At 63.8% G+C, this 25,828-nt stretch carries 25 protein-coding genes; 20 read left to right on the top strand and 5 right to left on the bottom strand.

Features of this window, described 5'->3' with window-relative positions; genetic code table 11:
* The first annotated feature begins 37 nt into the window (after window positions 1–37).
* From JX25_RS00135 to JX25_RS00105, 7 genes are all read left to right on the top strand, one after another.
* Entirely contained in the window at window positions 38–904 is an 867-nt protein-coding gene (locus tag JX25_RS00135; protein ID WP_128253119.1) for a carbohydrate ABC transporter permease, read from the top strand.
* Window positions 894–1,688, top strand: coding sequence for a carbohydrate ABC transporter permease (locus JX25_RS00130; protein ID WP_128253118.1), 795 nt, complete (start codon window positions 894–896; stop codon window positions 1,686–1,688). Before JX25_RS00135 ends, JX25_RS00130 begins: the two co-directional genes overlap by 11 nt.
* A gap of 11 nt (window positions 1,689–1,699) precedes the next feature.
* Window positions 1,700–2,422, top strand: a complete 723-nt coding sequence (locus tag JX25_RS00125) for a glycerophosphodiester phosphodiesterase family protein (protein WP_128253117.1) — start codon at window positions 1,700–1,702, stop codon at window positions 2,420–2,422.
* Complete coding sequence (locus JX25_RS00120; RefSeq protein WP_128253116.1) at window positions 2,419–3,435, top strand: ABC transporter ATP-binding protein; 1,017 nt, start codon at window positions 2,419–2,421, stop codon at window positions 3,433–3,435. Before JX25_RS00125 ends, JX25_RS00120 begins: the two co-directional genes overlap by 4 nt.
* A complete protein-coding gene (locus JX25_RS00115) occupies window positions 3,432–4,292 on the top strand; it encodes a MurR/RpiR family transcriptional regulator (RefSeq protein ID WP_128253115.1) in 861 nt (286 codons plus the stop codon). The genes JX25_RS00120 and JX25_RS00115 overlap by 4 nt, the downstream gene beginning before the upstream one ends.
* A gap of 467 nt (window positions 4,293–4,759) precedes the next feature.
* A complete protein-coding gene (locus JX25_RS00110; RefSeq protein ID WP_164876008.1) occupies window positions 4,760–4,990 on the top strand; it encodes a dsDNA nuclease domain-containing protein in 231 nt (76 codons plus the stop codon).
* A gap of 167 nt (window positions 4,991–5,157) precedes the next feature.
* Window positions 5,158–5,589 carry a hypothetical protein gene (locus JX25_RS00105; protein ID WP_128253113.1) on the top strand — a complete coding sequence of 144 codons (432 nt, stop codon included), beginning with the start codon at window positions 5,158–5,160 and terminating at the stop codon, window positions 5,587–5,589.
* A gap of 123 nt (window positions 5,590–5,712) precedes the next feature.
* Here the strand turns inward: JX25_RS00105 and JX25_RS00100 are convergent, their stop codons facing one another.
* A complete protein-coding gene (locus JX25_RS00100) occupies window positions 5,713–6,639 on the bottom strand; it encodes an AraC family transcriptional regulator (RefSeq protein ID WP_128253112.1) in 927 nt (308 codons plus the stop codon).
* Window positions 6,640–6,746: 107 nt separating this feature from the next.
* Between JX25_RS00100 and JX25_RS00095 the strand changes: the two genes are divergently transcribed.
* On the top strand, window positions 6,747–7,499 hold the full coding sequence (locus JX25_RS00095; RefSeq protein ID WP_128253111.1) for an SDR family oxidoreductase: 753 nt from the start codon (window positions 6,747–6,749) through the stop codon (window positions 7,497–7,499).
* A 562-nt stretch (window positions 7,500–8,061) separates the two neighbouring features.
* On the opposite strand, the gene JX25_RS00090 is transcribed toward JX25_RS00095, so the two are convergent.
* Window positions 8,062–9,210, bottom strand: a complete 1,149-nt coding sequence (locus JX25_RS00090; RefSeq protein WP_128253110.1) for a M20 family metallopeptidase — start codon at window positions 9,208–9,210, stop codon at window positions 8,062–8,064.
* 1 nt (window position 9,211) lies between these two features.
* On the bottom strand, window positions 9,212–9,886 hold the full coding sequence (locus JX25_RS00085) for a GntR family transcriptional regulator (RefSeq protein ID WP_241557821.1): 675 nt from the start codon (window positions 9,884–9,886) through the stop codon (window positions 9,212–9,214).
* 170 nt (window positions 9,887–10,056) lie between these two features.
* On the opposite strand from JX25_RS00085, the gene JX25_RS00080 reads away from it, so the two are divergent.
* The 8 genes from JX25_RS00080 to JX25_RS00045 all read left to right on the top strand — a co-directional run bounded on the left by JX25_RS00080 (window position 10,057) and on the right by JX25_RS00045 (window position 18,847).
* Window positions 10,057–11,559, top strand: coding sequence for an ABC transporter substrate-binding protein (locus JX25_RS00080; RefSeq protein ID WP_164876007.1), 1,503 nt, complete (start codon window positions 10,057–10,059; stop codon window positions 11,557–11,559).
* A 51-nt stretch (window positions 11,560–11,610) separates the two neighbouring features.
* On the top strand, window positions 11,611–12,528 hold the full coding sequence (locus tag JX25_RS00075) for an ABC transporter permease (RefSeq protein WP_128253107.1): 918 nt from the start codon (window positions 11,611–11,613) through the stop codon (window positions 12,526–12,528).
* On the top strand, window positions 12,525–13,409 hold the full coding sequence (locus JX25_RS00070) for an ABC transporter permease (protein ID WP_128253106.1): 885 nt from the start codon (window positions 12,525–12,527) through the stop codon (window positions 13,407–13,409). Before JX25_RS00075 ends, JX25_RS00070 begins: the two co-directional genes overlap by 4 nt.
* A 10-nt stretch (window positions 13,410–13,419) precedes the next feature.
* Window positions 13,420–14,805, top strand: a complete 1,386-nt coding sequence (locus tag JX25_RS00065; RefSeq protein WP_128253105.1) for a M20 family metallopeptidase — start codon at window positions 13,420–13,422, stop codon at window positions 14,803–14,805.
* Window positions 14,802–16,427 carry a dipeptide ABC transporter ATP-binding protein gene (locus JX25_RS00060; protein ID WP_128253104.1) on the top strand — a complete coding sequence of 542 codons (1,626 nt, stop codon included), beginning with the start codon at window positions 14,802–14,804 and terminating at the stop codon, window positions 16,425–16,427. The genes JX25_RS00065 and JX25_RS00060 overlap by 4 nt, the downstream gene beginning before the upstream one ends.
* 52 nt (window positions 16,428–16,479) lie before the next feature.
* The gene (locus JX25_RS00055; RefSeq protein ID WP_164876006.1) at window positions 16,480–16,881 is read left to right on the top strand and encodes a GNAT family N-acetyltransferase; all 402 of its coding nucleotides are present in this window, start codon (window positions 16,480–16,482) and stop codon (window positions 16,879–16,881) included.
* 191 nt (window positions 16,882–17,072) lie between these two features.
* Complete coding sequence (locus JX25_RS00050; protein WP_128253102.1) at window positions 17,073–17,948, top strand: PhzF family phenazine biosynthesis protein; 876 nt, start codon at window positions 17,073–17,075, stop codon at window positions 17,946–17,948.
* Window positions 17,945–18,847, top strand: a complete 903-nt coding sequence (locus tag JX25_RS00045) for a dihydrodipicolinate synthase family protein (protein WP_128253101.1) — start codon at window positions 17,945–17,947, stop codon at window positions 18,845–18,847. Before JX25_RS00050 ends, JX25_RS00045 begins: the two co-directional genes overlap by 4 nt.
* 9 nt (window positions 18,848–18,856) lie before the next feature.
* On the opposite strand, the gene JX25_RS00040 is transcribed toward JX25_RS00045, so the two are convergent.
* Entirely contained in the window at window positions 18,857–19,468 is a 612-nt protein-coding gene (locus tag JX25_RS00040; RefSeq protein WP_128253100.1) for a LysE/ArgO family amino acid transporter, read from the bottom strand.
* Between the two features lie 120 nt (window positions 19,469–19,588).
* Between JX25_RS00040 and JX25_RS00035 the strand changes: the two genes are divergently transcribed.
* Entirely contained in the window at window positions 19,589–20,452 is an 864-nt protein-coding gene (locus JX25_RS00035; protein WP_206611497.1) for an ArgP/LysG family DNA-binding transcriptional regulator, read from the top strand.
* 507 nt (window positions 20,453–20,959) lie between these two features.
* The gene (locus tag JX25_RS00030) at window positions 20,960–22,297 is read left to right on the top strand and encodes a hypothetical protein (RefSeq protein WP_206611496.1); all 1,338 of its coding nucleotides are present in this window, start codon (window positions 20,960–20,962) and stop codon (window positions 22,295–22,297) included.
* 672 nt (window positions 22,298–22,969) lie between these two features.
* Here JX25_RS00030 and JX25_RS00025 read toward each other — a convergent pair.
* Window positions 22,970–23,227 (bottom strand): hypothetical protein, encoded by a 258-nt coding sequence (locus JX25_RS00025; protein ID WP_128253098.1) that lies wholly within the window; start codon window positions 23,225–23,227, stop codon window positions 22,970–22,972.
* A gap of 239 nt (window positions 23,228–23,466) precedes the next feature.
* Here JX25_RS00025 and JX25_RS00020 point away from each other — a divergent pair, with 239 nt between their 5' ends.
* On the top strand, window positions 23,467–24,681 hold the full coding sequence (locus tag JX25_RS00020) for an IS256 family transposase (protein WP_128253097.1): 1,215 nt from the start codon (window positions 23,467–23,469) through the stop codon (window positions 24,679–24,681).
* A gap of 508 nt (window positions 24,682–25,189) precedes the next feature.
* A partial coding sequence (locus JX25_RS15310; protein WP_241557921.1) for a recombinase family protein occupies window positions 25,190–25,828 on the top strand: 639 nt, incomplete at its 3' end.

Raw genomic sequence — 25,828 nt, 5'->3', positions numbered from 1 at the left:
GGGCCGCATCCGGCCCGCGCCCCTTCGGACATCCGCCATGCCCCGCCTGACGCCCTACCTGCTGGTCGCGCCGCTGATCGCCTTCATCGCGGTCTTCACCTACATCCCGATCGTGACGAGCCTTGACCTCTCGTTCCGCGAATGGGATTTCCTGTCGCCGGAGAAACCGTGGGTGGGGCTTGCGAACTACCGCCAGCTCTTCGCCTCGCACTCCTTTTGGCAGGCGGTGTGGGTGACGGCCGTCTTCGTCGTCATCTCCGTGCCGATCCGGCTGGGGCTGGCGCTGGCCGTGGCAAACCTCCTGCTGCGGGAAACGCGGGGCAGCCGCATCCTGAGGGCCGCCCTGTTCCTGCCCTCCGTCACCTCCACCGTGTCGATCGCGGTCGTCTTCTCTTGGGTGTTCGCGACCGATGTCGGCCTAGCAAACGCGGCACTGGAGGCGGTGGGCCTGCCACGCCTGCGCTGGTTACAGGATCCGACGCTGGCGCTCGCGGTCATCATCATCGTCAACACCTGGAAGCAGCTCGGCTACGACATCATCATCTACATCGCCGGCCTTCAGGCCATCCCGACCGAGCTTTATGACGCCGCCTCCGTGGACGGGGGCCGGCGCTTCCACGTCTTCCGGCGGGTAACGGTGCCGCTGGTGATGCCCACGACCTACTTCCTGCTCGTCGTCTCGGTGATCGAGGCGTTCCAGATCTTCGCCATCGTCGACGTGATGACGCATGGCGGCCCCGCTGGCGCCACGAACATGTTGGTGGTGGAGCTCTACAAGATCGGCTTCTCGCTCTTCGACATCGGACAGGGGTCGGCGCTCGCGGTGCTGCTCTTCGTGCTGCTGGTGGCGCTGGCGATCTTCAAGGCGCGGGTGCTGGGGCGGAGGGTGCATTATGAGGCGTGACGCGCTTGCCCTGATCGCGGGGCTGATCTTCCTGTCGCCGGTGCTCTACTCCATCTGGATGTCGTTCCAGACCTCCGACGCCTACTACACCGGCGGGATGGAGTTCACGATCGACAACTATGTCCGCGCCATCGGGCAGTTCGGCTTCGCGCGATACCTCCTGAACAGCGTCATCGTGTCAGGCGTGGTCACGCTGGCGGGGCTGATGGTCGCGGTGATGGCAGCCTTCGCCTTTGCACGCTTTTCCTTCCGGGGCGGAAACCTCCTCTTCGGCGCGGTCGTCGCGACCTTGATGATCCCGAGCCACATCAGCCTGATCCCCAACTATCTGACGCTGGCGAAGGCGGGGCTTCTGGACAGCTATGCCGGGCTGATCCTGCCCGCGGTCGCCAACGGCTTTGCGGCCTTCTTCCTGCGCCAATACATCCGAGGCATCCCCGTGGCCTTGGACGAAGCCGCCTACATGGACGGCGCGACGCCCTTGCAGGTCCTGTGGCGCGTCATCGTGCCCATCGCGCGGCCCGCCATCCTGTCGATGGGTCTCTTCATCTTTATCGGCGAGTGGAACAACTACATCTGGCCGCTGATCGCCACGGGCGACAAGGACCTCTACACCCTGCAGGTCGGCCTTGCGCGGCTCTACCGCATCAACCCTGGCGAGGGGTTCCTCGACTGGCCGCTGATCATGGCGGCCTCCACCATCACCCTGCTGCCCGTGCTCGCCGGCTTCCTGCTGGTGGAACGGCATCTGGTGCGCGGCATCACCATGGGTGCCGTGAAATGAAGGACGCTCACATGACCCGCATCGCATCCCACCGTGGCGGCACGCTCGAATTTGGCGACAGCACGCCCGCCGGATTCAAGGCCACCGCCCGCATGGCGCTGGAGGAGGTGGAATTCGATCTTCACCCCACCGCCGACGGGGCCATTGTCGTCCATCATGACCCGACGCTGGACCGCACGACCGACCGCACCGGCGCCATCGCGGGCCTGCCGCTGGCTGAGGTCCAAGCCGCGACCATCGACTACGGCCAGAGCGGCCACCCGCTGACGTTGGCGGAATTCTGTGGTATCTTCGCCGGCAGCCCCGTCGCCTTTCGGTGCGAGATCAAGCCTGGTGCGGATGGCCGCGCCTATGACGGCTTTGTGCCAAAGGTGATCGTGGAACTCGCCACGCATGAGAGGCTGGAGGGGACGACCTTCTCCTCCTTCCTGCTGGACACCGTGGAGGCGCTTGCCCCCCATCCGCGCCTCTGGCTCGTCAGCGAGCCCGTGCTGCGGCAAGTGGGCACACGGGGCGTCATCGCGCTGGCGCAGGCGCGCGGCATCGCCGAGATCGGGGTTCATATCGACGAGGCGGACGCGGCCCTCATGGCCGAGGTGCAGGCCGCCGGCCTTGCCTTCGGCTGCTGGGCCGCTCATTCGGCGACGCAGATCAGCAAGGCGCTGGATCTGGGGGTAAAGGTCTTCACCACCGACCGCCCCAGCCTCGCCATCGCGATCCGGGACGCAAGATGAGCGCGATCACCTTGCGCGGCATCCGCAAGTCTTACCCGAACGGGCCGCAGATCCTGCACGGCATCGACCTGGACATCCGCGAGGGGGAGTTCATCGTGATCGTCGGCCCGTCGGGCTGCGGCAAATCCACCCTGCTGCGCCTGATTGCGGGGCTGGACCGGGAGGCGGAGGGCGATATCCTGATCAGCGACCGGCGCGTGAACGCCCTGCCGCCGCGCGACCGCGACATCGCGATGATCTTCCAGAACTACGCTCTCTACCCGCACATGACCGTGCGTGACAACATCGCCTTCGGGCTGGAGCTGCGCCGCATGCCGAAGGCGCAGCGTCGTGCCAAGGCCGAGGCGGTAGCCGAGGTGCTGCAACTCACGCCCTTCCTCGACCGCAAGCCGGGGGCCTTGTCGGGCGGGCAGCGCCAGCGGGTCGCGATGGGCCGGGCGATGGCGCGTGACACCTCCATCTTCCTGATGGACGAGCCGCTGTCGAACCTCGACAACGCTTTGCGCGTGGCGCTGCGGACCGAGATCAAGGACCTGCACCGCCAACTGGGCGCCACCATCGTCTACGTCACCCACGACCAGACGGAGGCGCTGTCGCTGGCGGACCGCATCGCGGTGCTGAAGGGCGGGCATCTCCAGCAGTTCGACACCCCCGATGCGATCTACGACCGACCCGCGAACATGTTCGTGGCAGGCTTCCTGGGCCAGCCCGCCATCAACTTCGTGCCGGGCGAGGCGCTTGGCCGCAGCCCTCACCTGACCGCCGGCCTGCGGCCCGAGATGCTGCGCCTTCATGCCAGCCAGCCAGACGGCACCTCCGTCCAGGGGCGGATCCTGATGTCCGAGATGTCGGGTGCGGAGGTCCTGATACGCTGCGAGACCACGCTTGGCACGATGTCCGTCACGTGCCCACGCAAGGCGCTGCCGCCGCATACGGCAAGCTTCTGGATTGGCTACGACGCGAATGACGCGCTCTGGTTCGACACCGCGACCGGCACGCGGGTCGCCGGATGAACAAGGTTCTGGGCGATCTCGTGGCGCAACATGCGGCGCGGCTAACGGGCGCTGACACGCGCCTGCTGGATGTGCTGATGCAGGACCCGATGCGCGCTGCGCTGGACACCGGCAAGGACATCTCCGCCCGCGCGGGGGTGCATCCGACCTCGGCCATACGCCTCGCACGCAAGCTCGGCTTTGCGGGCTATCCGGAGTTCCGCGCATTCCTTCAGGCCGCCATGGTGGAGGGGCACGACCTTGAGGATCCTGCTACCCGCATCGCCGCCCGATTGTTACGGGCCGAGGAAGGCGGGCTTCTGTCCTCTATCCTCGACAGCGAGATCGACGCCCTCCAACAGCTCCGCCATGCGGTGAGGGACCCTGACATTAGAGACTTCGCCCAAACGCTCCTCGGGGCACGGCGCATCTTCACCTTCGGGCTGGGCCACGCGGCGTCTCTGTCCGCCTTGATCACCCTGCGCCTTTGCCGCTCGGGCTACGACGCGGTAGACCTCGCGGCCCTCCCGCGCCTTGCCGAGTCTCTCAGCACATGGACCTCCGAAGACGTGCTGTGGCTCGTCTCGCTGCGCGGTCCTGGAGAGCGGGTCCGGGCGCTACGGGCGGTCGCTGCGGAGCGAGGTGTCCGCGTCTTGCTCCTTAGCGACGCAAGCGGCCTCCGGATTGAGCCACCGCCGCATCTCGGGATCACCATCTCGCGCGGAGAGGCGGGGCAGTCGCAGTCCTTGGTCGTGCCGATGACCGTGGCGAACGCCGTCATCCTCGACCTAGCCGCCATCGACGGCGGCCGGTCGCTGCGCGCCCTGACGACCTTCCGCAAGACGCGCGCGAGCCTGCCGGGGGCAATCGCAAGCTGATCAACTGCGGGTGGCTTTTTAAGGGCTTTTTCGGTCACGCTCCTGAGGTGGCGGTTGTAGCGACAACCGAACGCTCGAGCCCCGTAGCCGACACTCGCAGTTGGGCTGCCAGCACGGGCAAGACCCTCGCGTTCGGCCCATCGCCGTCTCGACCATCATTGAGCGCAGCGCTGCGAAGTAGCCACTCAACCGCACCGCACCACTGCGAGATGCGGTTGCATCTTTCTTGCGACATCGGCTTTAGTGTGGCTGAGACGGGCGCTTATACAGCGGTCTACCTGAAACCTTGGCGGTAGGCCTCTGAGCTGCGTGCCCTCCGCTGGAGTGTCGAAAAGGCCGCGCCCATTAGATAGCCGCCCGTTCCTCCTGAGGATGAACTTGGAAACGTGCTTGATGTTCTCTGAAGTTGCCCTTCCAATGCGGCGGCCTCTAGTATGATGTAGTAGCGCCGCAGACGGGAGCCGATGGTGGGTGTCAAAGAATTTCTAACGCATGTCCCTGAGCGTGAGAAGGGTGGACAAACTGCATTGGATCGGTTTGACTATCAGACCGCTTGGGGCGTTTCCCGGCTGTTGGATTTGCACGAGAAGGGGGCGAATTACGCTGGCGCCTTCGAATTCCACGATGACATCGTCGCGCTTGACAATGCAGATGAGAGGTGGTTCGGTTTGTCTGAACAGGTTCCGGGCGTTTTCTAAGTGATTTTCCGCCTCGGTTACGCCGCCACCGCTTCGGGCATCGGCTGGTTGAAGTAGGCCTGATCGGGCGTTTTCTCGTCAAGCGCGGAGTGTGGGCGGCGGCTGTTGTAAAAGCCGAGATAACGGCCTGTTAGTTAGGTTGGATCCTGTCGGCCATTGAGGACGGGATGTATGACCCATCGATGAAGACGCGGATGGAGGAGCTGAAGGTCGAGAAGGCGCGGTTGTCGTCCGAGCTGGCCGAGGCACCCAAGCCCCCTGCCCTGCGCCTGCATCCGGGACTGGCGGAGAGCTATCGCGCAAAGGTGGCCGATCTGGCGTCGGCCCTGTCGAACCCGGCGATCCAGCTTCAGGCGACCGAGGCACTGAGGGGCCTGATTTCGGAGGCGCGCCTGTTGCCTGACACGAATGCGCCTGACGGCCATCACATTGAGCTGGTGGGCGATCTTGCGTCCATCCTTGCATTGCAGGAGGTTCAAACGCAAAAAGCCCCGCGGGTTGCGGGGCCTGGTGTCGGCGGTGGAGCCGGTCTGCAATTAGAAGTGGTTGCGGGAGCTCGCAGCCGCCGTAACCTACCTAGGTTGTCCGTGCTGGTCTAATCCAACCACAGCGAACAAAGGTTGGCCAAGGTGCCAAGGCCCCAACTTAAGATATTGGAAGCAGCGGTGAGATGCTACGTTGGAATTGATCGACCGGCGGCCGTAACCGGCTTGCCCACCCCCTCAGCCTGCCGCCACCTCGGGCGCGAATTGGGCGAGGGCTAGTGCATATTGCCCCGGGGGCTGGCCGGTCTCGCGTGCAAAAGCCGTGTTGAAGGCGCTGGCCGAGCCGTAGCCCAACGCGGCGCCGATTTCGGCCAGAGTGCCGTCACCACGCCGAAGCCGGTCTTTGGCGACACTCATCCGCCAGCCGGTCAGATAGGCCATCGGCGACTGCCCGACCTCGCGCTCGAACCGCACAAAGAAGGCAGAGCGCGACAGGCCCGCCAAACTGGCGAGTTGCGCCACCGTCCAGGGCCGCGCCGGCTCTGTGTGCAGCGCCCGCAGCGCGGTGGACAGATGCTGATCGCTCAGGCCACGCAACAGCCCCCGGGGCGCGGTAATGCCGCTTGAAGCGCGGAATGCCTCGATCAGCAAGACCTCCAGCAACCGTTCCAGCACCGCCTCGCGCCCCGGCCGCGCGGCGCGCGCTTCATCCACTACCAGACGGATCAGCGTCGCCAGCCGCGCCTCGCCGCGGATGACTACCAGATCAGGCAGCAGGGTCAGCAACAGGGCTGCATCCCGTGCGGCAAAGGTGCAGTGACCGACCAGCTGCTGCGTCGTGACCGGCAGATCAGGATCGCCAATCCGGACCTGCCCGGGGGTGATCAGCACCGGCTCGGTGAACTGCCCCGGCGGCAGCACCGGGTCGGGGCTGGAGAGGGTGAAACATCGTGCGGCCGGTATGAGGGCGAAGTCGCCCTCACCCAGCGGGATTGGCGGGCGCCCGTCAACCTCCAGCAGTGCCTGACCGGTCAGGGTCAGGTTGTAGAACACGACGCTGTCCTCGTCCCGGCGCACCCGCCAAGCACCCGAGGCGCTGGCGATCTTGGCGTAAGGCGCGCCGGGGCGGAGGAGAGTCACGATCTGCGTAAGGGGATCGGTCATAGCGGGCTCGAATTTTGGACGGGCGATAACTCATCGCGGACTTCGGATTATAGGCAGTCGCTCGCATCGCCGCTAGATCAGGCAGGCAACAGCGAAAGGACATCGTCATGCCCACCATCCTAATCACCGGCTGCTCTTCAGGCTTCGGCCTTGAAACAGCACGGCACTTCCTTGCCCAAGGCTGGACCGTCATTGCCACGATGCGAAACCCGAAAGCAGATCTTCTCCCCGTTTCCGACCGGCTGACGATCCTGCCGCTCGACGTCACCGACCCTGAAAACATCGCCGCCGCCGTGGCAGCAGCCGGCGAAATCGACGTGCTGGTCAACAATGCGGGCATTGGCTGGCTGAACGCCGTCGAAAGCACCCCGATCGGCATCGTGCGCGACATCTTCGAAACCAACACCATCGGCACCATCGCGATGATCCAGGCGGTGCTGCCGCAGTTCCGCGACCGCCGCGCGGGGGTGATCATAAACGTGACCTCCAGCGTGACGCTGAAGGCATATGATCTGCTCTCGATCTATACCGCCAGCAAGGCCGCGGTGAATGCACTGACCGAAGTGATGGCGCTGGAACTTGCCCCCTTCGGCATCCGAAGCCATGTCGTTCTGCCCGGTCAGGCTCCGGGAACCTCATTCTCAGCCAATGCCCGCGAACGGCTGACGCAGGCGGGCGGCTTCTCGGAGCCCTATTCCGAGATGGTTCAGGAGGTCTTCGCGCGGCTCACCAGCGGTTCGGATGACGAAAAGACCAGACCGGAAGACGTGACAGCAGCGATCTGGCGCGTGGCAACCGATCCGACCGCACCGATGCGCGTCCCCGCGGGCGCGGATGCTGTAGCGTTGTTCAAAGGCTGAGGCAGCTTGAGTGGCGCAGCCGACCCCGTCGTGCTGCGCCCTCGTCAGCCGGTTGTTACCCGCCAAATCGATAGCACAGGGCCATATTTCGAGGCCGATCAAAGCTGACCGCTCTCAGTGACACTGTCCCTTGGCGAGACGGATCGGCCAACGCCGAATACGACCCTTTCCGAAGGTCAGAAGAGGTGGCTCGCGGGGCAATAAGGGGTGACGCGAAAGCCCCGAAGCGGACGTTCGTGACTTCGATATGCGCATCTGCAGCTACTTAGATGCAGCGCGGCTTCTAGATCGGCCGTCGAAGCGACTTTATTGATGAGCCGCGTTGGTTAGCACAGGGCCATATTCCGAGGCCGATCAAAGCTGACCGCTCTCAGTGACACTGTCCCTTGGCGAGACGGATCGGCCAACGCCGAATACGACCCTTTCCGAAGGTCAGAAGAGGTGGCTCGCGGGGCAATAAGGGGTGACGCGAAAGCCCCGAAGCGGACGTTCGTGACTTCGATATGCGCATCTGCAGCTACTTAGATGCAGCGCGGCTTCTAGATCGGCCGTCGAAGCGACTTTATTGATGAGCCGCGTTGAGCGCGATCAGCAGGTTGGCCAACATCGCCAGACGCGGGGGAATGCTCGGGACAAGCAGGTGCTCGTTGAAGGTGTGGGCATCGGCGCCGTCTGGACCGAGGCCGTCCAGCGTCGGGATGCCAAGAGCGGCCGTGAAGTTGCCGTCGGACCCGCCGCCGGAAGTCATCGTCACGAGCGGATAGCCCATCGCATCGGCGATCGGGCGTGCGGTTTCCAGAAGTGCCGAAGAGCCTGGATCCACCCCGAAGGCAGGCCGGGTGACGGTGCCGGAGATCTCGAAGCGGATATCCGCATCGGTGGGGCGCAGCGCTTCCAATGCCGTGATGACCTCATGCTGGGCGGCAAGGTCGGGCAGCCGCACATCTACGTCCAGCACGCAGAGCGCAGGCACCGTATTGCGCGTCGTCCCGCCTTGGATGACGCCCACGTTGACGCCGATCCCGCGAGCGGGATCGTTCATGGCTTCCAGCTCCAGCACCAGTTTCGCGGCGGCGCGAATCGCGCTGCGGCCATCCTGCGGGCGGGTGCCGGAATGGGCGGCGCGACCGTGCACCTCGATGCGGTAATTTGCGCTTCCCCGGCGTCCGGTGACGATCTTGCCGCCTTCGCGCGCCGGCTCCATCACCAGCACGGCCCGCGCCTTCAGCGCGGCAACTTCGATGGCCGCGCGGGTCGCGCGGGTGCCCGTCTCCTCATCCGGCACGAACATGATCGTGGCGGCCGCCCGGTCTCCCGCCAGCCGCAAAGCCTCCACCGCCATCAGCGCACCGCACTTCATGTCGTAGACGCCGGGACCAAAGAGGCGATCCTCCTCCTCGCGCCACGGCAGCGGCCCGGCGAGAGTGCCCTTGGCATGAACCGTGTCGAGATGTGTGAGGATCAGGACACGTTCCGCCTCCTGCTCTGGCCCTTGTCTCGCGATCAGGAGATCGCCCGTGCGCGCGTCAGTCATGTGGCGCGACACCGAGAGGCCAAGCGCCCGGGCATAGGCGGCAGCGTGGTCCACCATGGCGTTAACCGCGTCGCGGTCGGCGGTGGGACTTTCGATCGCGACCCAGTTCTTCAGTTCGGCCAGAAACGCGGAAAGGTTAATGTCGGCGGGACGGATGGGCCAGGTGTTCGGGGTCATGTCATGCTCCGGCGGGACGGTGTTGCAGCCAATGCGCGACCTGCGCGCGCTTCGATTCGAGGTGGCGTCGCAGCACGGCACCCAGATGGGCACCGTCGCGCGCGTTCAGGGCCACGAGCATCTCCTCGTGCTCGGCGATAGCGGTGGCCCACGCTTCGTCGCCGATCCGCGCCACGAAGCGCAGATTGACGATCCGGGTGTGGATGATCCGGCGCGTCGCAGCCAGCGTCTCGTTCCCGGCCGCGGCGAAGATCGCATCGTGGATGCCGCGGTTCCGGGCATAGTATCCGTCAAGATCTCCGGCCCGTCGGCAGTTAAGCATGGCCGCGTGCAACCCTCGGATCTCCTCTAGTTTCTCCGGTGTGATGCGCGGTGCGGCAAGTTCGCCCGCCAGCCCCTCGAGCGCACCCATCACGACGAAGGAATCGATGATCTGGTCGTGCGTGACAGTCGCAACCGAGGCGCCGCGGCTTGGCATCAGAACGACAAGCCCCTCGGCGGCGAGGGCCCTCACCGCCTCGCGGAAGGGGGTGCGGGACACGCCGAAGCTGTCGCACAGATCCTTCTCGACCAGCTTGGTGCCGGGGGTCAGCGTGCCTTCCGCGATTAGCGTGCGCAGCCGGTCCACCAGTTCCGAATGGAGGCTCCGTCTCACAATGGGTTCGATTTCAGTCAAAGCCTCGTCATCCCTGCCTCTAATTTGTCCGCAGCGTGTCTGGCCAGGCGTGCAGACCCTTTCGCGAGGGTGAGCGGCTTTACAGGATTAAGTATACAAAATTTCCTGCCCCCAAGGCAACGTCGATGCAACCGACCACGCCGCGAGCATAATTTATGACAGGGATGCACATGAAACGAACGCTTGCCATATCGACTGCGCTTGCCCTCGGCATGACTGCGCCGACGTGGGCGGGACCGGCCGACAACTCGCTGGTCTGGGCTTCAGACAGCATGCCGTCGAGCATCGACTTCTACACGCACACCATTCGTGAAGGTATCGTGCTAGGCCACCACATCTGGGACACGCTGATCTATCGCAACAACAAGACCAACCAGATCGAGCCGCATCTTGCGGAATCGTTCCGCTGGGTCGACGACACCACGCTCGAGTTCAAACTGCGTCAGGGGATCAAGTTCCACGACGGCAGCGACTTCACCGCCGATGACGTGGTCGGCACCATCGACTACGTCACCACCCACACGACTGTGCAGCCGATCTTCTTTCTGGAGAGTGCCGAGAAGATCGACGACTATACCGTCCGCCTGAAGACCAAGGGGATCTTTCCGGCCGTTCTGGAATATCTTGCCAACGTGGTGCCGATCTATCCGTCGGACTATTACGCCGAGGCCGGGCCCGACGGCATGTCGCGCCAGCCCATCGGCACCGGCCCCTACCGTGTGACGGAGGTTGTCGCCGGCGAAGGCGTGAAGATGGAAGCGTTCGCCGACTATTTTGGCGGCGTGAAAGGCAAGCCCTCGATCGAGAAGCTGGAGTTCCGCCGCGTCGCCGAGTTCAACACGCAGGCCATCGAGTTGATGACGGGCAACCTGGACTGGATCTGGCGCGTGCCCCCCGATGCGGTGCAGCAGTTCGAAGGGCAGCCGCAGCTGAAGGTCGAGTCCGGCGACACGCTGCGCGTGGGCTTCATCGGAATGGACGCCGCCGGCCGCACCAATCCCGAAGGCCCGCTGACCAAGGTCGAGGTTCGCCGCGCGATCAATCATGCGATCAACCGAGACGGTATTCGCGAGGCGATGGTCGGCCCGGGATCGCAGACCATCGACACCGCCTGCGCCCCCCCGCAGTTCGGCTGCATCGGCACCGGCGTCACGACCTACGATTACGATCCCGAAAAGGCCCGCGCGATCCTGGCCGAGGCGGGCTATCCCGACGGCTTCTCCATCGACTTCTTCGGCTATCGCGACCGTCCGGTGGTGGAGGCAATCATCGGCGATCTGGCCGCCGTCGGCATCGACGCCAACCTGACGATGCTGCAGGCGTCGGCCATCGCACAGGCGCGGACCGAAGGGCGCACGGCGATGTGGTTCCAGGCTTGGGGGTCGTCCTCGATCCTCGATGTCAGCGCGGGGCCGGGATACTGGTATGACGGGTCGGTCGTCGACTATGCCCGCGACGCCGAGACCACGGCCTTGCTAGAGGAAGGCAACACCACCATCGACCCCGAGGCCCGCAAGGCCGCCTATGCCAAGGCCCTCACCCGCATCTCGGACCAGGCCTACCAGGTGCCGATCTTCACCTACGCGCTGAACTACGTCTACAATGCGGACCTGAACTTCACCCCCGTTCCCGACGAGACCCCCCGCTTCTTCGAAGCGAGCTGGAACGAGTGATCGCCCGTCCCGCGCCGATTTGGCGCGGGACCCTCAAACTATCGGTGAAACATGCTGCGATACCTGATGCAGCGGATCGGTCTGGCGCTGCTTGTCTGCGTGGCCGTTTCGCTTCTGGCCTTTACCCTGTTAAACGCCTCAGGCGACGTTGCCATTGCGGTGGCGGGCGAAGAAGCGACCGCCGCCCAGATCGAGGCGATCCGCGAGGATCTGGGCCTGAACCGCCCGCTGGCCGTCCGCTATGGCGAATGGCTGGGCCACGCGGTGCAGGGTGATTTCGGCAACTCGCTGTTCTTCCGCCAGCCCGTGGCCGAGCTCATAGCCCACCGCCTGCCCAACACGCTGACGCTGGCGGTCATGGCGCTCGGCGTGATGCTGGTCCTGTCGGTCCCGCTGGGCGTGGCCGCCGCAGTCAAGCCCAACGGCATCCTCGACCGCGTCGCCATGTTGATCGCGGTGATGGGACAGGCCATGCCGAACTTCTGGTTCGCGCTGATCCTGATCGTCATCTTCTCGCTGACGCTGGGCATCGCGCCTCCTTCAGGATCGTCCACGCTGGGACATTTCGTGCTGCCGGCCATCGCGCTTGGCTACTATTCGACCCCGCCAATGATGCGCCTGATCCGACAGGGCATGATCGAAGCGCTGTCCTCGGACTACATCCGGACGGCGCGCGCCAAGGGGATCCCCACGTGGAAGGTCGTGTTCAAGCACGCCCTGCGCAACGCGGTCATCCCGGTCGTGTCGCTTTCGGCGGTCCAGTTCGGCAACATGCTGGGCGGGTCAGTGGTGATCGAGACGGTATTCGGAATCCAGGGCCTGGGCTTTCTCGCCTGGGAATCGATCTCGCGCATGGATCTACCGGTGGTGCAGGCCGTGCTGCTAATCGTCGCCATCTTCTACGTCATCATGGTCCTGCTGGCCGACTTCATCAACGCCTGGCTCGACCCGAGGATCCGCATCCAATGACCCCTCCGGACATCTCCCTTCCCGCCCCGCGTCGCAAGGGATTCACCGCCCGCGCGTTCGGCAATCCGGTATTCCTGTTCGGAGCCATCGTCTTCGGGCTGATCCTTTTCATGGCGGTCTTCGCGCCGTGGATCGCGCCCTATGATCCCCTGGCGCAAGACATGACGAACCGCACTGTCTCTCCCTTCTGGCTGGCGGGGGCGGACTGGGCGCATCCGCTGGGCACCGACGGGCTGGGCCGCGACTACCTGTCCCGGATCATCCACGGCGCGCGCATCTCGTTGCTGATCGGGGTGTTCACCGTAATCTGTTCGGGCATCATCGGAACGCTGATGGGCGTGCTGGCGGGCTATTTTGGCGGCAAAGTTGATCTGGTCATCAACTTCCTTATCATGACGCGGCTGACGTTGCCCGTGATCATGGTGGCGCTGGCGGTGGTCGCGATCTTCGGCGGATCGCTGATCGTGGTGGTGCTTGTGCTGGGATTGCTGCTGTGGGACCGGTTCGCCGTCGTCATGCGGTCTGCCGTCATGCAGATCCGCAACCAGGAATACATCCAAGCGGCGCAGTCGATGGGCTACTCCACGCCTAAGCTGCTGTTCAAGGAACTGCTACCCAACATCTTCGACCGTCTGGCCGTCATCGCCACGTTCGAGATGGCCCATGCGATCCTGCTGGAGGCGTCTTTGTCCTTTCTTGGCCTTGGCGTGCAGCCACCGACCCCGTCCTGGGGCCTGATGGTGGCCGAAGGGCGCCAATACCTGCTGTTCGACAGCTGGCTGATCCTGATCCCCGGTGCCGCGATCTGCGTGCTGGTGCTGGCGATCAACATGATGGGGGACGGCCTGCGCGACGCGCTCGCCCCCGAAAACCGGAATTGAAAGATCGCACATGACCCGTGACACCGTCATCAAAGCCGCCGGAACCTATGTGGAGGACGGCACCTTCCTGACCGAGATGCAGGCCCGGCTGGCGATCCGGTCCGAGTCCCCGCGCGAGGACAGCGCGCCGGACCACCTGCGCTATCTGAACGAACAGATGCGACCGCTGCTGGAAGGCATGGGATTTTCCTGCCAGATCCTGCCGAATACGAAGCTGGACCGCATCCCCGCCCTCTACGCCGAACGGATCGAGGGCCCGGACCTGCCGACCATCCTGACCTATGGCCATGGCGACGTGCTGTGGGGCATGGCGGGCGACTGGAAGGAAAACCGCAGCCCGTGGGAAGCGACGCTGGCGGGTGAACGGATCTATGGCCGCGGCATCGTGGACAACAAGGGCCAGCACAGCATCAACCTTGCCGCACTGCGGATCGTGCTGGCCGAACGGGGGCGCCTCGGCTTCAACACCAAGGTCCTGATCGAGATGGGGGAGGAGTCCGGCTCCCCCGGTCTGGCCGAAATGGCTGAGGATCACAAGGAGTTGCTGGCCGCCGATGTGCTGATCGCGTCCGATGGGCCGCGCGTGTCGACGCATGTGCCGACGGTGTTCCTTGGCGCGCGGGGCGGGCACGGGTTCCACCTGATCTGCGAGTTGCGCGAAGGCGCGCACCATTCGGGCAACTGGGGCGGGCTGCTGCCCAACGCGGGCATCCGTCTGGCGCACGCGCTGGCCACCATCACCGACGCCAAGGGCCGCATCGCAATCCGCGAATGGACGCCGGGCACCATTCCCGCGAACGTGCACGACGCCCTGAAGAAGATCGAGATGGAGTTCGGCTCCGACGACCCGCAGACCGACGACACGTGGGGCGAACCGGACCTGAAAGGTCCCGAACAGGTCTATGGCTGGTGCAACTTCGAGATTCTGGCCTATAAATGCGGGCGGCCCGAAGCGCCGGTGAACGCCATTCCCGGCAGCGCCAAGGCCACCTGCCAACTGCGCTATGTCGTGGGCGTGGACCGTGAACGCATCCTGCCCGCACTGCGCGAACATCTGGACGCCCACGGGTTCGACGACATCCGGATCGAGCCGATGGACCGCGGCTTCTTCCGCGCCACCCGCACAGACCCCGACAACGCGTGGACCCGTCTGGCCGTGGCCTCGATCCGGGAAACCACCGGCAAGGAACCCGCCGTGCAGCCGAACTTCGGCGGTTCCCTTCCGAACGAGGTGTTCGCCGAAACGCTGGGCCTGCCCACCGTGTGGATCCCCCATTCACACCCGTCCTGTTCGCAGCACGCGCCGGACGAACACATGATGGTCGCCGTGGCGAAAGAGGCGACCGAGATGATGGCCGGCCTGTTCTGGGACATCGGCGAAGGGCGGCTGCAATGACGTCGGTCCTGTCCGTTCGCAACCTGACGGTCGACCTGCCCAAGAGCGGCGATCGCCCCCATGCCGTGCAGGGCCTGTCCTTCGACATCCACCCGAACGAGATCGTCTGCGTCGTGGGCGAATCCGGGTCCGGCAAATCGGTGACGGCCTTCACCGCGATGGGGCTGCTTCCCAAGGCGCTGAAGCCTTCAGGCGGCGAGATGCTGTTTGAGGGCAAGGATCTTCTGAAGATGTCGCGCCGCGAACATGCCCGCCTGCGCGGCAACCGCATCGCGATGGTGTTCCAGGAACCGATGACGGCGCTGAACCCCTGCTTCACCGTGGGCGACCAGATCGAGGAGATCTTCAAGGCCCACACCCGCCTGTCGAAAGCCGAACGCAAGGCGAAGACCATGGCCCTGCTGGAGGAGGTCCGCCTTCCCGACCCGCCGCGGGTCTATGCGAGCTATCCCCACCAGCTTTCAGGCGGACAGCGCCAGCGCATCGTGATTGCCATCGCGCTGGCGATGGACCCCAAGCTCCTGATCGCGGACGAGCCGACGACTGCGCTCGACGTCACGACGCAGGCGCAGATCCTGTCGATGTTCAAGACGCTGAAGACGACGCACAACGCCGGCATCCTGTTCGTCACCCACGACTTCGACGTGGTGGCCGAAATCGCGGATCGCGTGGTGGTGATGCAGAAGGGCATCGTCGTCGAACAAGGCTCGGCCGAGGAGGTGCTGAACAACCCGCGGCATCCCTATACCCGCCAGCTGATCGCCGCCGTTCCCCGCAAGCGTGAGGGCGCCCCCCCTGCGCTGGACGACGAAATTGCCCTGCGCGTGCAGGGGCTGGCGAAGACCTACCCCGTCGCCCGCACCCTGACCACGAAGGCCCGCACGGTCCACGCGCTGCATCCAGCGGATTTCGCGGTCCGCAAGGGCGAGACGCTGGGCATCGTTGGCGAAAGCGGGTCGGGCAAGACAACGCTGGTGCGCTGCCTGATCCGGCTACTCGATCCGGACGACGGCGCGATCTGGATCGGCAACCGCAACTTCGCGCAAGGGTCCCGCGAAGGCCTCCGCGCGGCAAGAAAGGACATCCAGATCGTCTTCCAGGACCCCTACGGCTCGCTCAACCCCCGCCGCACGATCGGCGAGCAGTTGATCGGTGCGCCCATGAACTTCTGCGTCTCACGCGAGATCGCGTGGGAGCGGGCGAAACGCCTGATGAAAATCGTCCGGCTGGAGGAGGAGGCGCTCCACCGCTATCCCGCACAATTTTCCGGCGGGCAGCGCCAGCGCATCTGCATCGCCCGCGCGCTGATGGTTGAGCCGAAGATCCTGATCGCGGACGAGGCCGTGTCCGCTCTGGACGTGTCCGTGCAGAAGGAGGTCCTGCAACTTCTGGCCGACATCAAGCGCGACATGGGGCTGACGATCCTGTTCATCACCCATGACCTCCGGGTGGCGAGCCAGATCTGCGACAATCTCATCGTGATGAGCAAGGGACGCATCGTCGAACGCGGAACGGTCGATAAGGTGTTCGGCGACCCGCAGGATGCCTACACGCGGCAACTGCTGTCGGCGATGCCGGGACGAGGTTGGAATGGTCCCGATGTCGGTGCCGGGAGGGTGTAGAAGTCTACCCTGCTGGTCAGGATGTTCATGCTGCATTGCAGCGAAGGGCAAATTGTCCCATCCTCTGCTGCACGGCCCGCGCCTCCTCGTCGGGTGCGTCCATGAGGAAGGTGCGGAGAAGATCGTCGCGTATGGTGGCCTGATGCCTCGCACGAGACGGGCGGCGCATGTCGGAGAGATTTTTCTGCTCGTTCATGATGACTACACTGGACGCGGCTATGGCACCTGCATTCTGCAAGCCCTTCTTGACCTTGCCGACAACTGGTTGGGTCTGCGGCGCGTCGAATTGGAAGTGAACACCGACAACGCTCCCGCCATTCATCTATATATCCGACATGGCTTTGAGTTAGAGGGAACCAAGCGAGGAGATGCGTTGCGCGATGGCGTGCTGATCGACACGCATATCATGGGCAGATTGCGCGAAGCTCCGGTTCGGCAGACACCCACTTCCTGACGCTGAAGGTCTGCTTCGTCCCATCCTTGACATGAAGAGCGCTTATCATCTGCTCGCTCCTACAGCGATCGCGCAAGGCAGCGGACAGGCCGAGTTCCGGGATTGGCTTCTGACATTGCTTCCGTGATCTTTTCAAAGTCTTCCCGGCATGGTCTGTCACGACCGGTAGAAGCCAAGGGGGGAGTGCTTTCATGCGGATGTATCAGGTCGACGCGTTCACGGATCGGCTCTTCAAGGGAAACCCCGCCGCCGTTCTGGTGCTGGAGGAGTGGCTGGCCGAGGATCTGATGCTGGCCATCGCGCAGGAGAACAACCTCGCGGAAACCGCGTTCGTGAAAGCACGGCCCGACGGGACATGGGACCTTCGTTGGTTCGCGCCTGCGCATGAGGTGAATTTCTGCGGCCACGCGACCTTGGCGACGGCGCACATCCTGTTCACAAAGCTGGGCGCGCCAACGACGCTGGTGTTCCACACGCGGGTGGGCGAATTGCAGGTCGCGAAGGTGGCAGCGGGATACAGGCTTGACCTGCCACGTTTGGATCCGCAACCGCTGGCCACGCTTCCGGTCGAGATCGAGGGGATCTTCTCTTCACCACCCCCGCATATCTTCCGCAACTTCGAGAACATCTTCGTCGATCTGGGCAGCGCCGACGCAGTCCGCGCTTATGTGCCAGACCTTGCCGCCATTACGCTCCTCGGCTCCGTAGGTCTTGTCGTGACCGGTCAGGAAGCCGAGGGCAAGGACGCTGCGTTCGTGTCCCGTTATTTCGCACCCGGTGCCGGTATTCCCGAAGATCCAGTCACAGGGTCCATTCATGCGACCCTGGCGCCCTACTGGGCGGACAAGCTGGGTCGCGGCGACCTCCTCGCCTATCAGGCATCTCCGCGCGGGGGCTGGCTGAAGTGCGTCCTCACCGATGATCGGGTGCATCTGGAGGGCAACGCCGTCACGTTCATGGAGGCGGAGATCACGCTGCCTGATTGGGCCACACCGAAAGCCATGCTGGACGAAAGGACCGGAGCGGTCGAAGATGCAGGTCGGGTTGAAGTGGGACATTTAAGATGAACGTATTTCGGGGTCTTTCGGCCTTTCCTCTTACTCCGGCTGACGCCGATGGCCGCGTTGATACGGACGCCGTCAAAAAGCTTATCTCACGTCTGTCCGGGGGGGGCGTGGATTCGATCGGTCTTCTGGGCAGCACGGGCAGCTACGCGTATCTGTCGCGCGACGAACGTCGCCGGGCGCTCGATGCGGCGCTGGAAGAAGCAAGCCCCGGGATCCCCGTGATGGCGGGCGTCGCCGCCCTACGGACCAGCGATGCCGTCAAGCTTGCAAAAGATGCGAAAGACGCGGGTGCAAAGGCCGGGTTGTTGTCTGCCATGGCCTACCTGCCCCTCACTCAGGACGAGATGTTCGCCCATTTCGAAGCCGTGGCCGGGGAAAGCGGCCTGCCTCTCTGCATCTACGACAATCCGGGGGTGACGAACTTCCGCTTCGGGGACGAGTTGCTGCAACGGCTGGCGGAGGTGCCGGGGGTCGAGGCGATCAAGAACCCTACCTCCACGCCCGAGGCGATCGGAGCGCATCTGGCCCATCAGCGCGCTCTTTTGCCGCAGGGTTTCTCCATCGGGTATAGCGGCGACTGGAACTGTCCTCAGGCGATGATCGCGGGCGGTGACGCCTGGTATAGCGTTCTTGCGGGCATCCTGCCGCGCCCGTGTCAGCAGATCATCGATGCCGTCAGGGCGGGCGATCACGCGGAAGCGGAACGCATCGACATCGCGCTTCAGCCGATCTGGCGCCTGTTCCGCGACCACACAAGCTTCAGGGTCGTTCACGAAATGGCCAGTCAGCTTGCGGGCCTCACTGTGGAGCCGCCCCGTCCGGTCCTGCCGGTCAGCGCGGCGGCAAAGGATGAGATTGCAACCGCGCTGCGCGCCTTGCCGGAGGACATGTTGGCTTGAGGGGGTCCGTCAGGATCCCAGCACAAGCTTGAGCGCGATCCCCCACATCACCAACGCAATCCCTCCTTCGAGGATGCGCCAGGCCGACGGGCGCGCAAACACCGGACGCAGCCGCGTGGCCCCGTAGCCCAACGCGAAGAAGAATAGGAACGAGCCGGTCATCGCCCCCGCCGCGAAAGCCGCCTTTTGTCCCTCGAACTGCGTCGAGATCGTGCCCAGAAGCACCACGGTGTCCAGATAGACGTGCGGGTTGAGCCATGTGAGGGCCAGACAGGTGAACAAGGCGCTTGCCAGACCGGTGCGATCTTCCTTGGCGGACGCCATGAGCACCTCGTTGGATCCGAGGGCGGAGTGCAGGCTCTTCACACCATACCAGACAAGGAACGCGGCCCCACCGTAACGCATGACGGGATCGACCCATGGCAGCCAGGCGGCGATCCTGCCGAAACTCGTGACGCCCAGCATGATCAGGATCGCATCCGACAGGGCACAGGTCAGGCAGATCCAGAAGACATGCTGACCCTTCAGGCCCTGCCGCAGGACGAACGCGTTTTGCGCCCCGATGGCGACGATCAGGCTGAGCCCCATCGTCATGCCGGTGATGAAGGTTGCCAGATCCATGCTCGTTCCGCCGTTGAGTTCGGTCTTGCGGTAGCCGAACCTTTCGGATTAGCCAAATTAAAGACACTAAACTCGGATTAGGACAGCTAATGCTGGATTATCCCGCGGCCCGGGGCGGTGATGCTCGTCGTGCAGACGGGCAGCTTCGAGGCTGCGGCGACCGCGCTCGGCGTCACACCGTCGGCCGTTTCGCAGCGGGTTCGGGGCCTGGAAGACCGTCTTGGCGTCATCCTTGTCGAACGTGGCAGCCCGTGCATCGCGACTGACGAGGGCGCATGGCTGTGCCGCCATATGGAACATGTCGGAATGTTGGAGGATCGGCTGATCGACCGCTTTCCACAAGCCCGGCTTCAAAACAGGGCCGTGCCCGTCACCCTGCGTATCGCCACCAACGCGGACAGCTTGGCAACCTGGTTTCTCCCGGCCGTCTCGTCCTTCGCAAGGGACAGCGGCCTCCTTCTCGACATTGCCGTGGACGATGAAGAACATACCGCGGAATGGCTGCGGCACGGGCGCGTCATGGCGGCCGTGACCGCCCTCGGAAGGCCGGTTCAAGGCTGTCAGGCAAAATCCCTTGGCAAGCTGCGCTACCATGCCACGGCCAGCCCAGATTATGTCCGCCGCCACTTTCCGGAAGGCGTCACAGCGCAAGCACTTGCGAAGGCACCGGCGTTGACCTTCAACCAGAAGGATCGCCTCCAGCAACAGTGGGTCCGGCGCTACGCAGGTTGGCAGGTCTCACTCCCGACACACTGGCTGCCCTCGTCATACGGCTTCGTTGAAGCGGCTCTGGCCGGTATGGGCTGGGGCCTGAACCCCAGACATCTGGTGCAGGAGCATCTCGCGTCAGGCCGCCTGGTCGAACTCGTGCCGCAGGCTACGCTGGATGTGCCCTTGTTCTGGCAAACCAGCCATCTTGCGGCCAGCAGCATCGCACCGCTGACGCGTGCTCTTGTCGAGCAGGCGACGCGAACGCTGGATTGAACATGATCTTTGGATTGCGAACAGCAGCCGGCACATACATATGTCCCAATCTTCGCCGTCAAAGGACCTGGAGAACGGCGGCACCTAGGTGTTCAGTCCCGGCATCTGGTGGATCGGATCGACGATGAATCTGTCTGGCTCGATTTCCACCCTCACGCCATTCACGCAGGCGGACGCGACAAGGGCGGACCCGGCCTCCGCACCCGATACAATCCCAGTTACTACGCGGGCTACATATTGGATGCCGATGGGAACAACATTAAGCTGTCTGCCAGAAGCCGGGACGGACCTTCAGCAAGATCTAGACATGGTTCTGGATCGACATCTGTCGTCGCCGCTGTTGAATGGAGTGCGGTTCACCAGAGGCGAATGGCCTTGATGAAAAGCCAGGCCAAGTCCTATCCATGCGCATGACCATGCCAGCGATCGGATGCGAGAATGCCCCCTATCAATGCCTCTTGCGGGCCCGCAGCAGCTGGTGTCGTCACGGCTGGAGTGATCGCGACGATGATTGCATTCGAATATACCGGGTGGCCGGGGTTCGGGACCGCAGCGGCAATGCTGGCCGTGCTGGCGGTGACGCTCTTCGTCCCTTCGGTGCGCCCGTCGCGGTTGGTCTTCGTGGCGGTGGCCGTGCTGCTGACTGGCTGGGCGACACTGACGCGTGACGACTGGCTGCTCGCGCTGGTGCGTGCGGCGCAGCTTGGGGCGACAATCATCTCGCTGTTCACGGCGCTGTCGGCGCTGCGCAACGCGGCGATGAGCTCCTCCGCGATCCTTGAATGCGGGCGCGTTCTGGCACGGCAGCGGCCCGGCCTACGCTATGTTGCGTTGACGCTAGGGGGGCACCTGTTCTCGCTTATCCTGCTTTACGGGTCGATCTCGCTTCTGGGATCGCTGGCAGTTGAAAGCAGCGCCAGGGATCCGAACCCTGTGGTGCGCACGCAGCGCACGCGCCGCATGATGATCGCGATCCAGCGCGGGTTCGCGTCGACGCTGTGCTGGTCGCCCCTCGGGTTTTCGATGGTCATTACCACCACCATCGTTCCGGGCGCGAACTGGGCGGCAGCGGCCTTGCCCTGCATTGTCAGCGCCATCCTGATGCTGGTCATCGGCTGGGGACTGGACGCGATCTACAAGCCGCCGGCGACGGGCACGGCTTGGGTCGGGGAAACAGAGCGATGGTCGGTCAAGCTTCGGCCCCTTCTGGTGCTGCTGGGCATCGTGATCGTCGGAGTGGCCGCGCTGCATGTCCTGACGGGGGTGGAGGTGATCGGCGCGGTGATGCTGTTCGTGCCGCTGCTTGCATTGGTCTGGATCTACCTCCAGCCGCCGCCTGCGGACATGCCCAAGGGCGAACATGCCCGCAGGCGGGCCAAGGACTTCATCGCCACCGAGCTTCCAAGCTACAACAACGAGATCCTCCTGCTGTTCATGGCGGGGTTCATCGGCAGCATCGGCGGGTTCCTTCTGGCCCCGATGGCGTCGGCCCATGGGCCGGACCTGACGGCCGTGCCGCCCTGGATGATCGTGGCCATGATGGTCTGGATCATCCCGATCACCGGCCAGCTCGGGATGAACCCGATCCTTGCCGTGTCGCTGCTTGTGCCGATCCTGCCGACGCCTGCCGAGATGGGCATCCCGCCGACGGCACTCGTCGCCGCGATCACCGGGGGCTGGGCGCTGAGCGGGACGACCTCGCCCTACACCGCCTCGGTCCTGCTGGCGGCAAAGCTGGGCGGCGTGTCGGCCGCACGCGCGGGGCTCGGGTGGAACGGGATCTACACGCTTGCCGCAGGGGCCGCCATGACGGGCTGGGGCGTCGCGCTGATCTACATTCTTTGAAGGGGGAAGAGCGGATCAGCCCCATGCCTGTCACTCGGCAGTCGCGTTGCCGTGACCCCCGGCGGGGGGCCGAAAGCCCCAACCCCGTCATTCGCGGTGTCGCTGCCGGCCAAGCTATGAGAGCTCGCGTTCGGCCCAAAGGAGACACTCGTTTTGTCATCCTCCGCTGCGGTGCAGCTACTCCAGACCAGCCATTCGAGCTGGCGCGCAACATCCGAAAAACGGTGGCTCTTAGATCACATTAACCTTGCTTTGAATTCCGGGCTGAGTGCTCACGCATCTTTACGAAAAATCGACGCACAGGTGTCCGGTTCGCGAGCTCTGCATGCAGGGTTGCCTCTTCGACATATTCGGCGGGGAGAGTCACAAAGGCTCCTTTTTCGCGCCCTCGCAACCAACATTCCTCCGGCAGCCAATTACCGGGCGGCCGTTTGTCGATTTTGAGCAAGATGAGAAATCCGCCAAGACAGAACCTTACGACGTTCACTCCTTTCTTCCTATCTGGCATGGGCGTGCGATAGTGATAACGTCGCCATCGAGTTCGATGATGCGCGCAATCGTGACATCAATAGCATTGGAAATTGGCCCGCCACTGAGCGCGACCATCCTAAGGATATCTTTGTAAGGGCCGATGTCGATACGTCCCCTGTCGGGAATTGTGACAGCATATTTTCAGGCAATACCTGAGGCAAAACGTACCAGCATATCTCCGTCCACGCCGTCCACGCCTATGATCTTCCCTGCGCTGACAGATTGCGTACGTATTTTCCGAAAGAGGTCGAATGCGTAGGATTCATAGCGCCCAAGTATGTTGTCACAATCTCCGCACAGAATATCTTTGTCGTAGACGCCAGTATGGCTAACCTTCGGATAAGGGTTGCCCTTGTGAACAATCAAGTGTTGCTCACCGCGATCAGCTTTCACCTCCATTACGAATGCTTTGGGGATCAGATGTGCTTCTATGGTCCTGGGTTTTCCGCAATTTAGGCAGGGCAAACTGCATCCTTCTCTCTTCAGACTCTTTTTTGCGGCCCATAGCGGACTCTCAGCACCCTGCTCGGATGACGCGGGCAGCCCACATTGCCGCCATTTGGTGCAACAGAACGGAGAGTGTCCGAGCTTCTGTGTATTCGTGATGTGGTCCATGCTTCCTGAGAGGAGCACGGCTGATGACGATTTCGACCGAATTGCTGGACGAGCTGCTGAAGGGCGGCAAGCGGCCTGACGCTCTGCTTGGCGAGGCCGGGCGGATGAAGGAGCTGAAGATCCGTCTGATGGAACGGATGCTCGGGGCCGAACGGACCGCGCATCTGGTCTATGAGGCCGGTGCCGAGGCCCCGCCGGAACAATCCAACCGCCGCAACGGGATTTCAACCAAGCGGGTCAAGGGTTCGGATGGCGAGGCGCCGCTGTCGGTTCCGCGCGACCGGGATGGCAGCTTTGAGCCTGAGCTGGTGAAGAAGGGTCAGACCCGGATCGACGGGGCGGATGACAAGATCATCGGGCTCTATGCCGCCGGTTTGTCGGTGCGCGACATCCAGTCCCATCTTGAGGATCTGTATGGCCTGCGGGTCTCGCCCGACCTGATCAGCCGCGTGACCGATGCAGTTCTGGACGAGGTGCGCGAGTGGCAGCACCGGGCGCTGGACCGGATGTATCCGATCGTCATTTTCGACGCGCTCAGGGTCAAGATCCGCGATGCCGACAGTCGGATGGTCAAGAACAAGGCGGTCTACATCGCCCTGGGTGTCACCAGGGATGGGGAGCGCGAGGTCCTCGGACTCTGGATCGCCGACAACGAGGGCGCCAAGTTCTGGCTGTCGGTGATGAACGAACTGCGCAACCGGGGGGTTCAGGACATCCTGATCGCGGTCGTGGACGGCCTGAAGGGCTTCCCGCAAGCCATCACAGCGGCCTTCCCGGATACCACAGTTCAGACCTGCATCGTTCACCTGATCCGGCATTCGATGAACTTCTGCAGCTGGACGGACCGCAAGGCCGTGGCCGCCGATCTGCGCCCGATCTACCAGGCCCCGACGGCGGAGGAGGCCGCCCGACAGTTGGACGGGTTCGAGGAGAAATGGGCCGGGAAATACCCCTCCATTGCCCCGGCCTGGTGCCGGGCCTGGGCCGAGGTGATCCCGTTCCTTGCCTTCAGCGCAGCGATCCGGAAGATCATCTACACCACCAACGCCGTGGAGTCGCTGAACCGGGTGCTGCGGAAGACGCTGAAGACCAAGGGCGCATTCCCCACCGAGGAGGCCGCGACCAAGCTGATCTCCCTGGCCATCCGCACCTGCGAGAAGGGCGGTCGTGCGGTTCGCGAATGGGTTGCGGCCCGCAAGCAGCTGGCCATAATGTTCGCCGGGTGCTTCGACGCCTGACTGTATCTGAACACCGTATGGGCCCCGTCAGATACCCAGAGTTTCAGACACTCCCACAGAACGCTTTGTAACCCCTCACGCCCACATTCCACAGAGAATCCGCCAGGCTTTGTGCGAGATTTCACTCGAATCGCTGTTCGCGTTCTACATCTCTTTGTCTGTCACGCACGCGTTCTCGTTCGCTTTCCATGGCCAGTCGCGCTGACACCGACTTAGCGGACTGAGCTATCTCTTCCCGCTCATGCTGTGTCAGTTCAGCAATGGCATTGGCCCTCGGCTGCATGACGTCTGCACGGCTCCCAGACCACGACGATGGGGTGACACGATCCGCGTAGGCGTGAAGGACTGGTTCGTGCTCTGGGGCGGCTTCAAGAAACTCAACAGCGGATGACGTTATGGAAGAGCCATCCCTATTGCCATCGCCTTTCTCCCAAAGCCTGATACCTGACGCGAAGGGGTCCGAAGCCCCGAGAACGGCAAGGGTGCCGGAACTTGGGGGCCCTCGACGATCTCCGGCAACTGGAAGCGCGGCACCGGCATCTTGAACAACGAGCTCTACATCGGACGGCTGGTGTGGAACCGGCAGCGGTTCGTGAAGGATCCGGCGACCGGCAGGCGCCAAGCGCGGCCGAACCCGCCCGAGGAGTGGGTCATCGAGGAGGTCGAGCACCTTCGGATCATTGATGACGAGCTTTGGCAGCGCGTGAAAGACCGCCAAGGATCGTTCCGCGAGGAGATGAACCCGGCGGGCGTTCAAGGCAGCGATCTGCGCCCCGAGCGGGCGCGCCGACCGACCTATCTGTTCTCCGGCCTCGTGGTCTGCGACTGTTGCGGGGCAACATACACCCTGATCAACAAAACCCGCTACGGCTGCAGCGGCGCGCGTAACAAAGGCAATGCGATCTGCACCAACCGGGCGACGATCGAACGCGACGAGGTCGAAGACCGTGTGCTCGGCGGCCTGAAGGATCGCCTGATGCATCCGGACCTCGTGGCGGTGTTCGTCGAGGAATATCGTCGGGCGTGGAACGAAGCGCAGGCCGGTCAGGTGGCCGCACGCGCCAAGACGGAACGCGACCTCGAACAGGTGGAGCGGAAGATCGCGGGCATCCTGTCGGCCATTGAGGACGGGATGTATGACCCATCG

This window comes from Falsirhodobacter deserti (genome assembly GCF_004015795.1).
GTDB lineage: Bacteria > Pseudomonadota > Alphaproteobacteria > Rhodobacterales > Rhodobacteraceae > Falsirhodobacter > Falsirhodobacter deserti.
The sequence above is the reverse complement of the archived record's forward strand: the minus strand, read 5'-3'. Positions and strand labels throughout refer to the sequence as shown.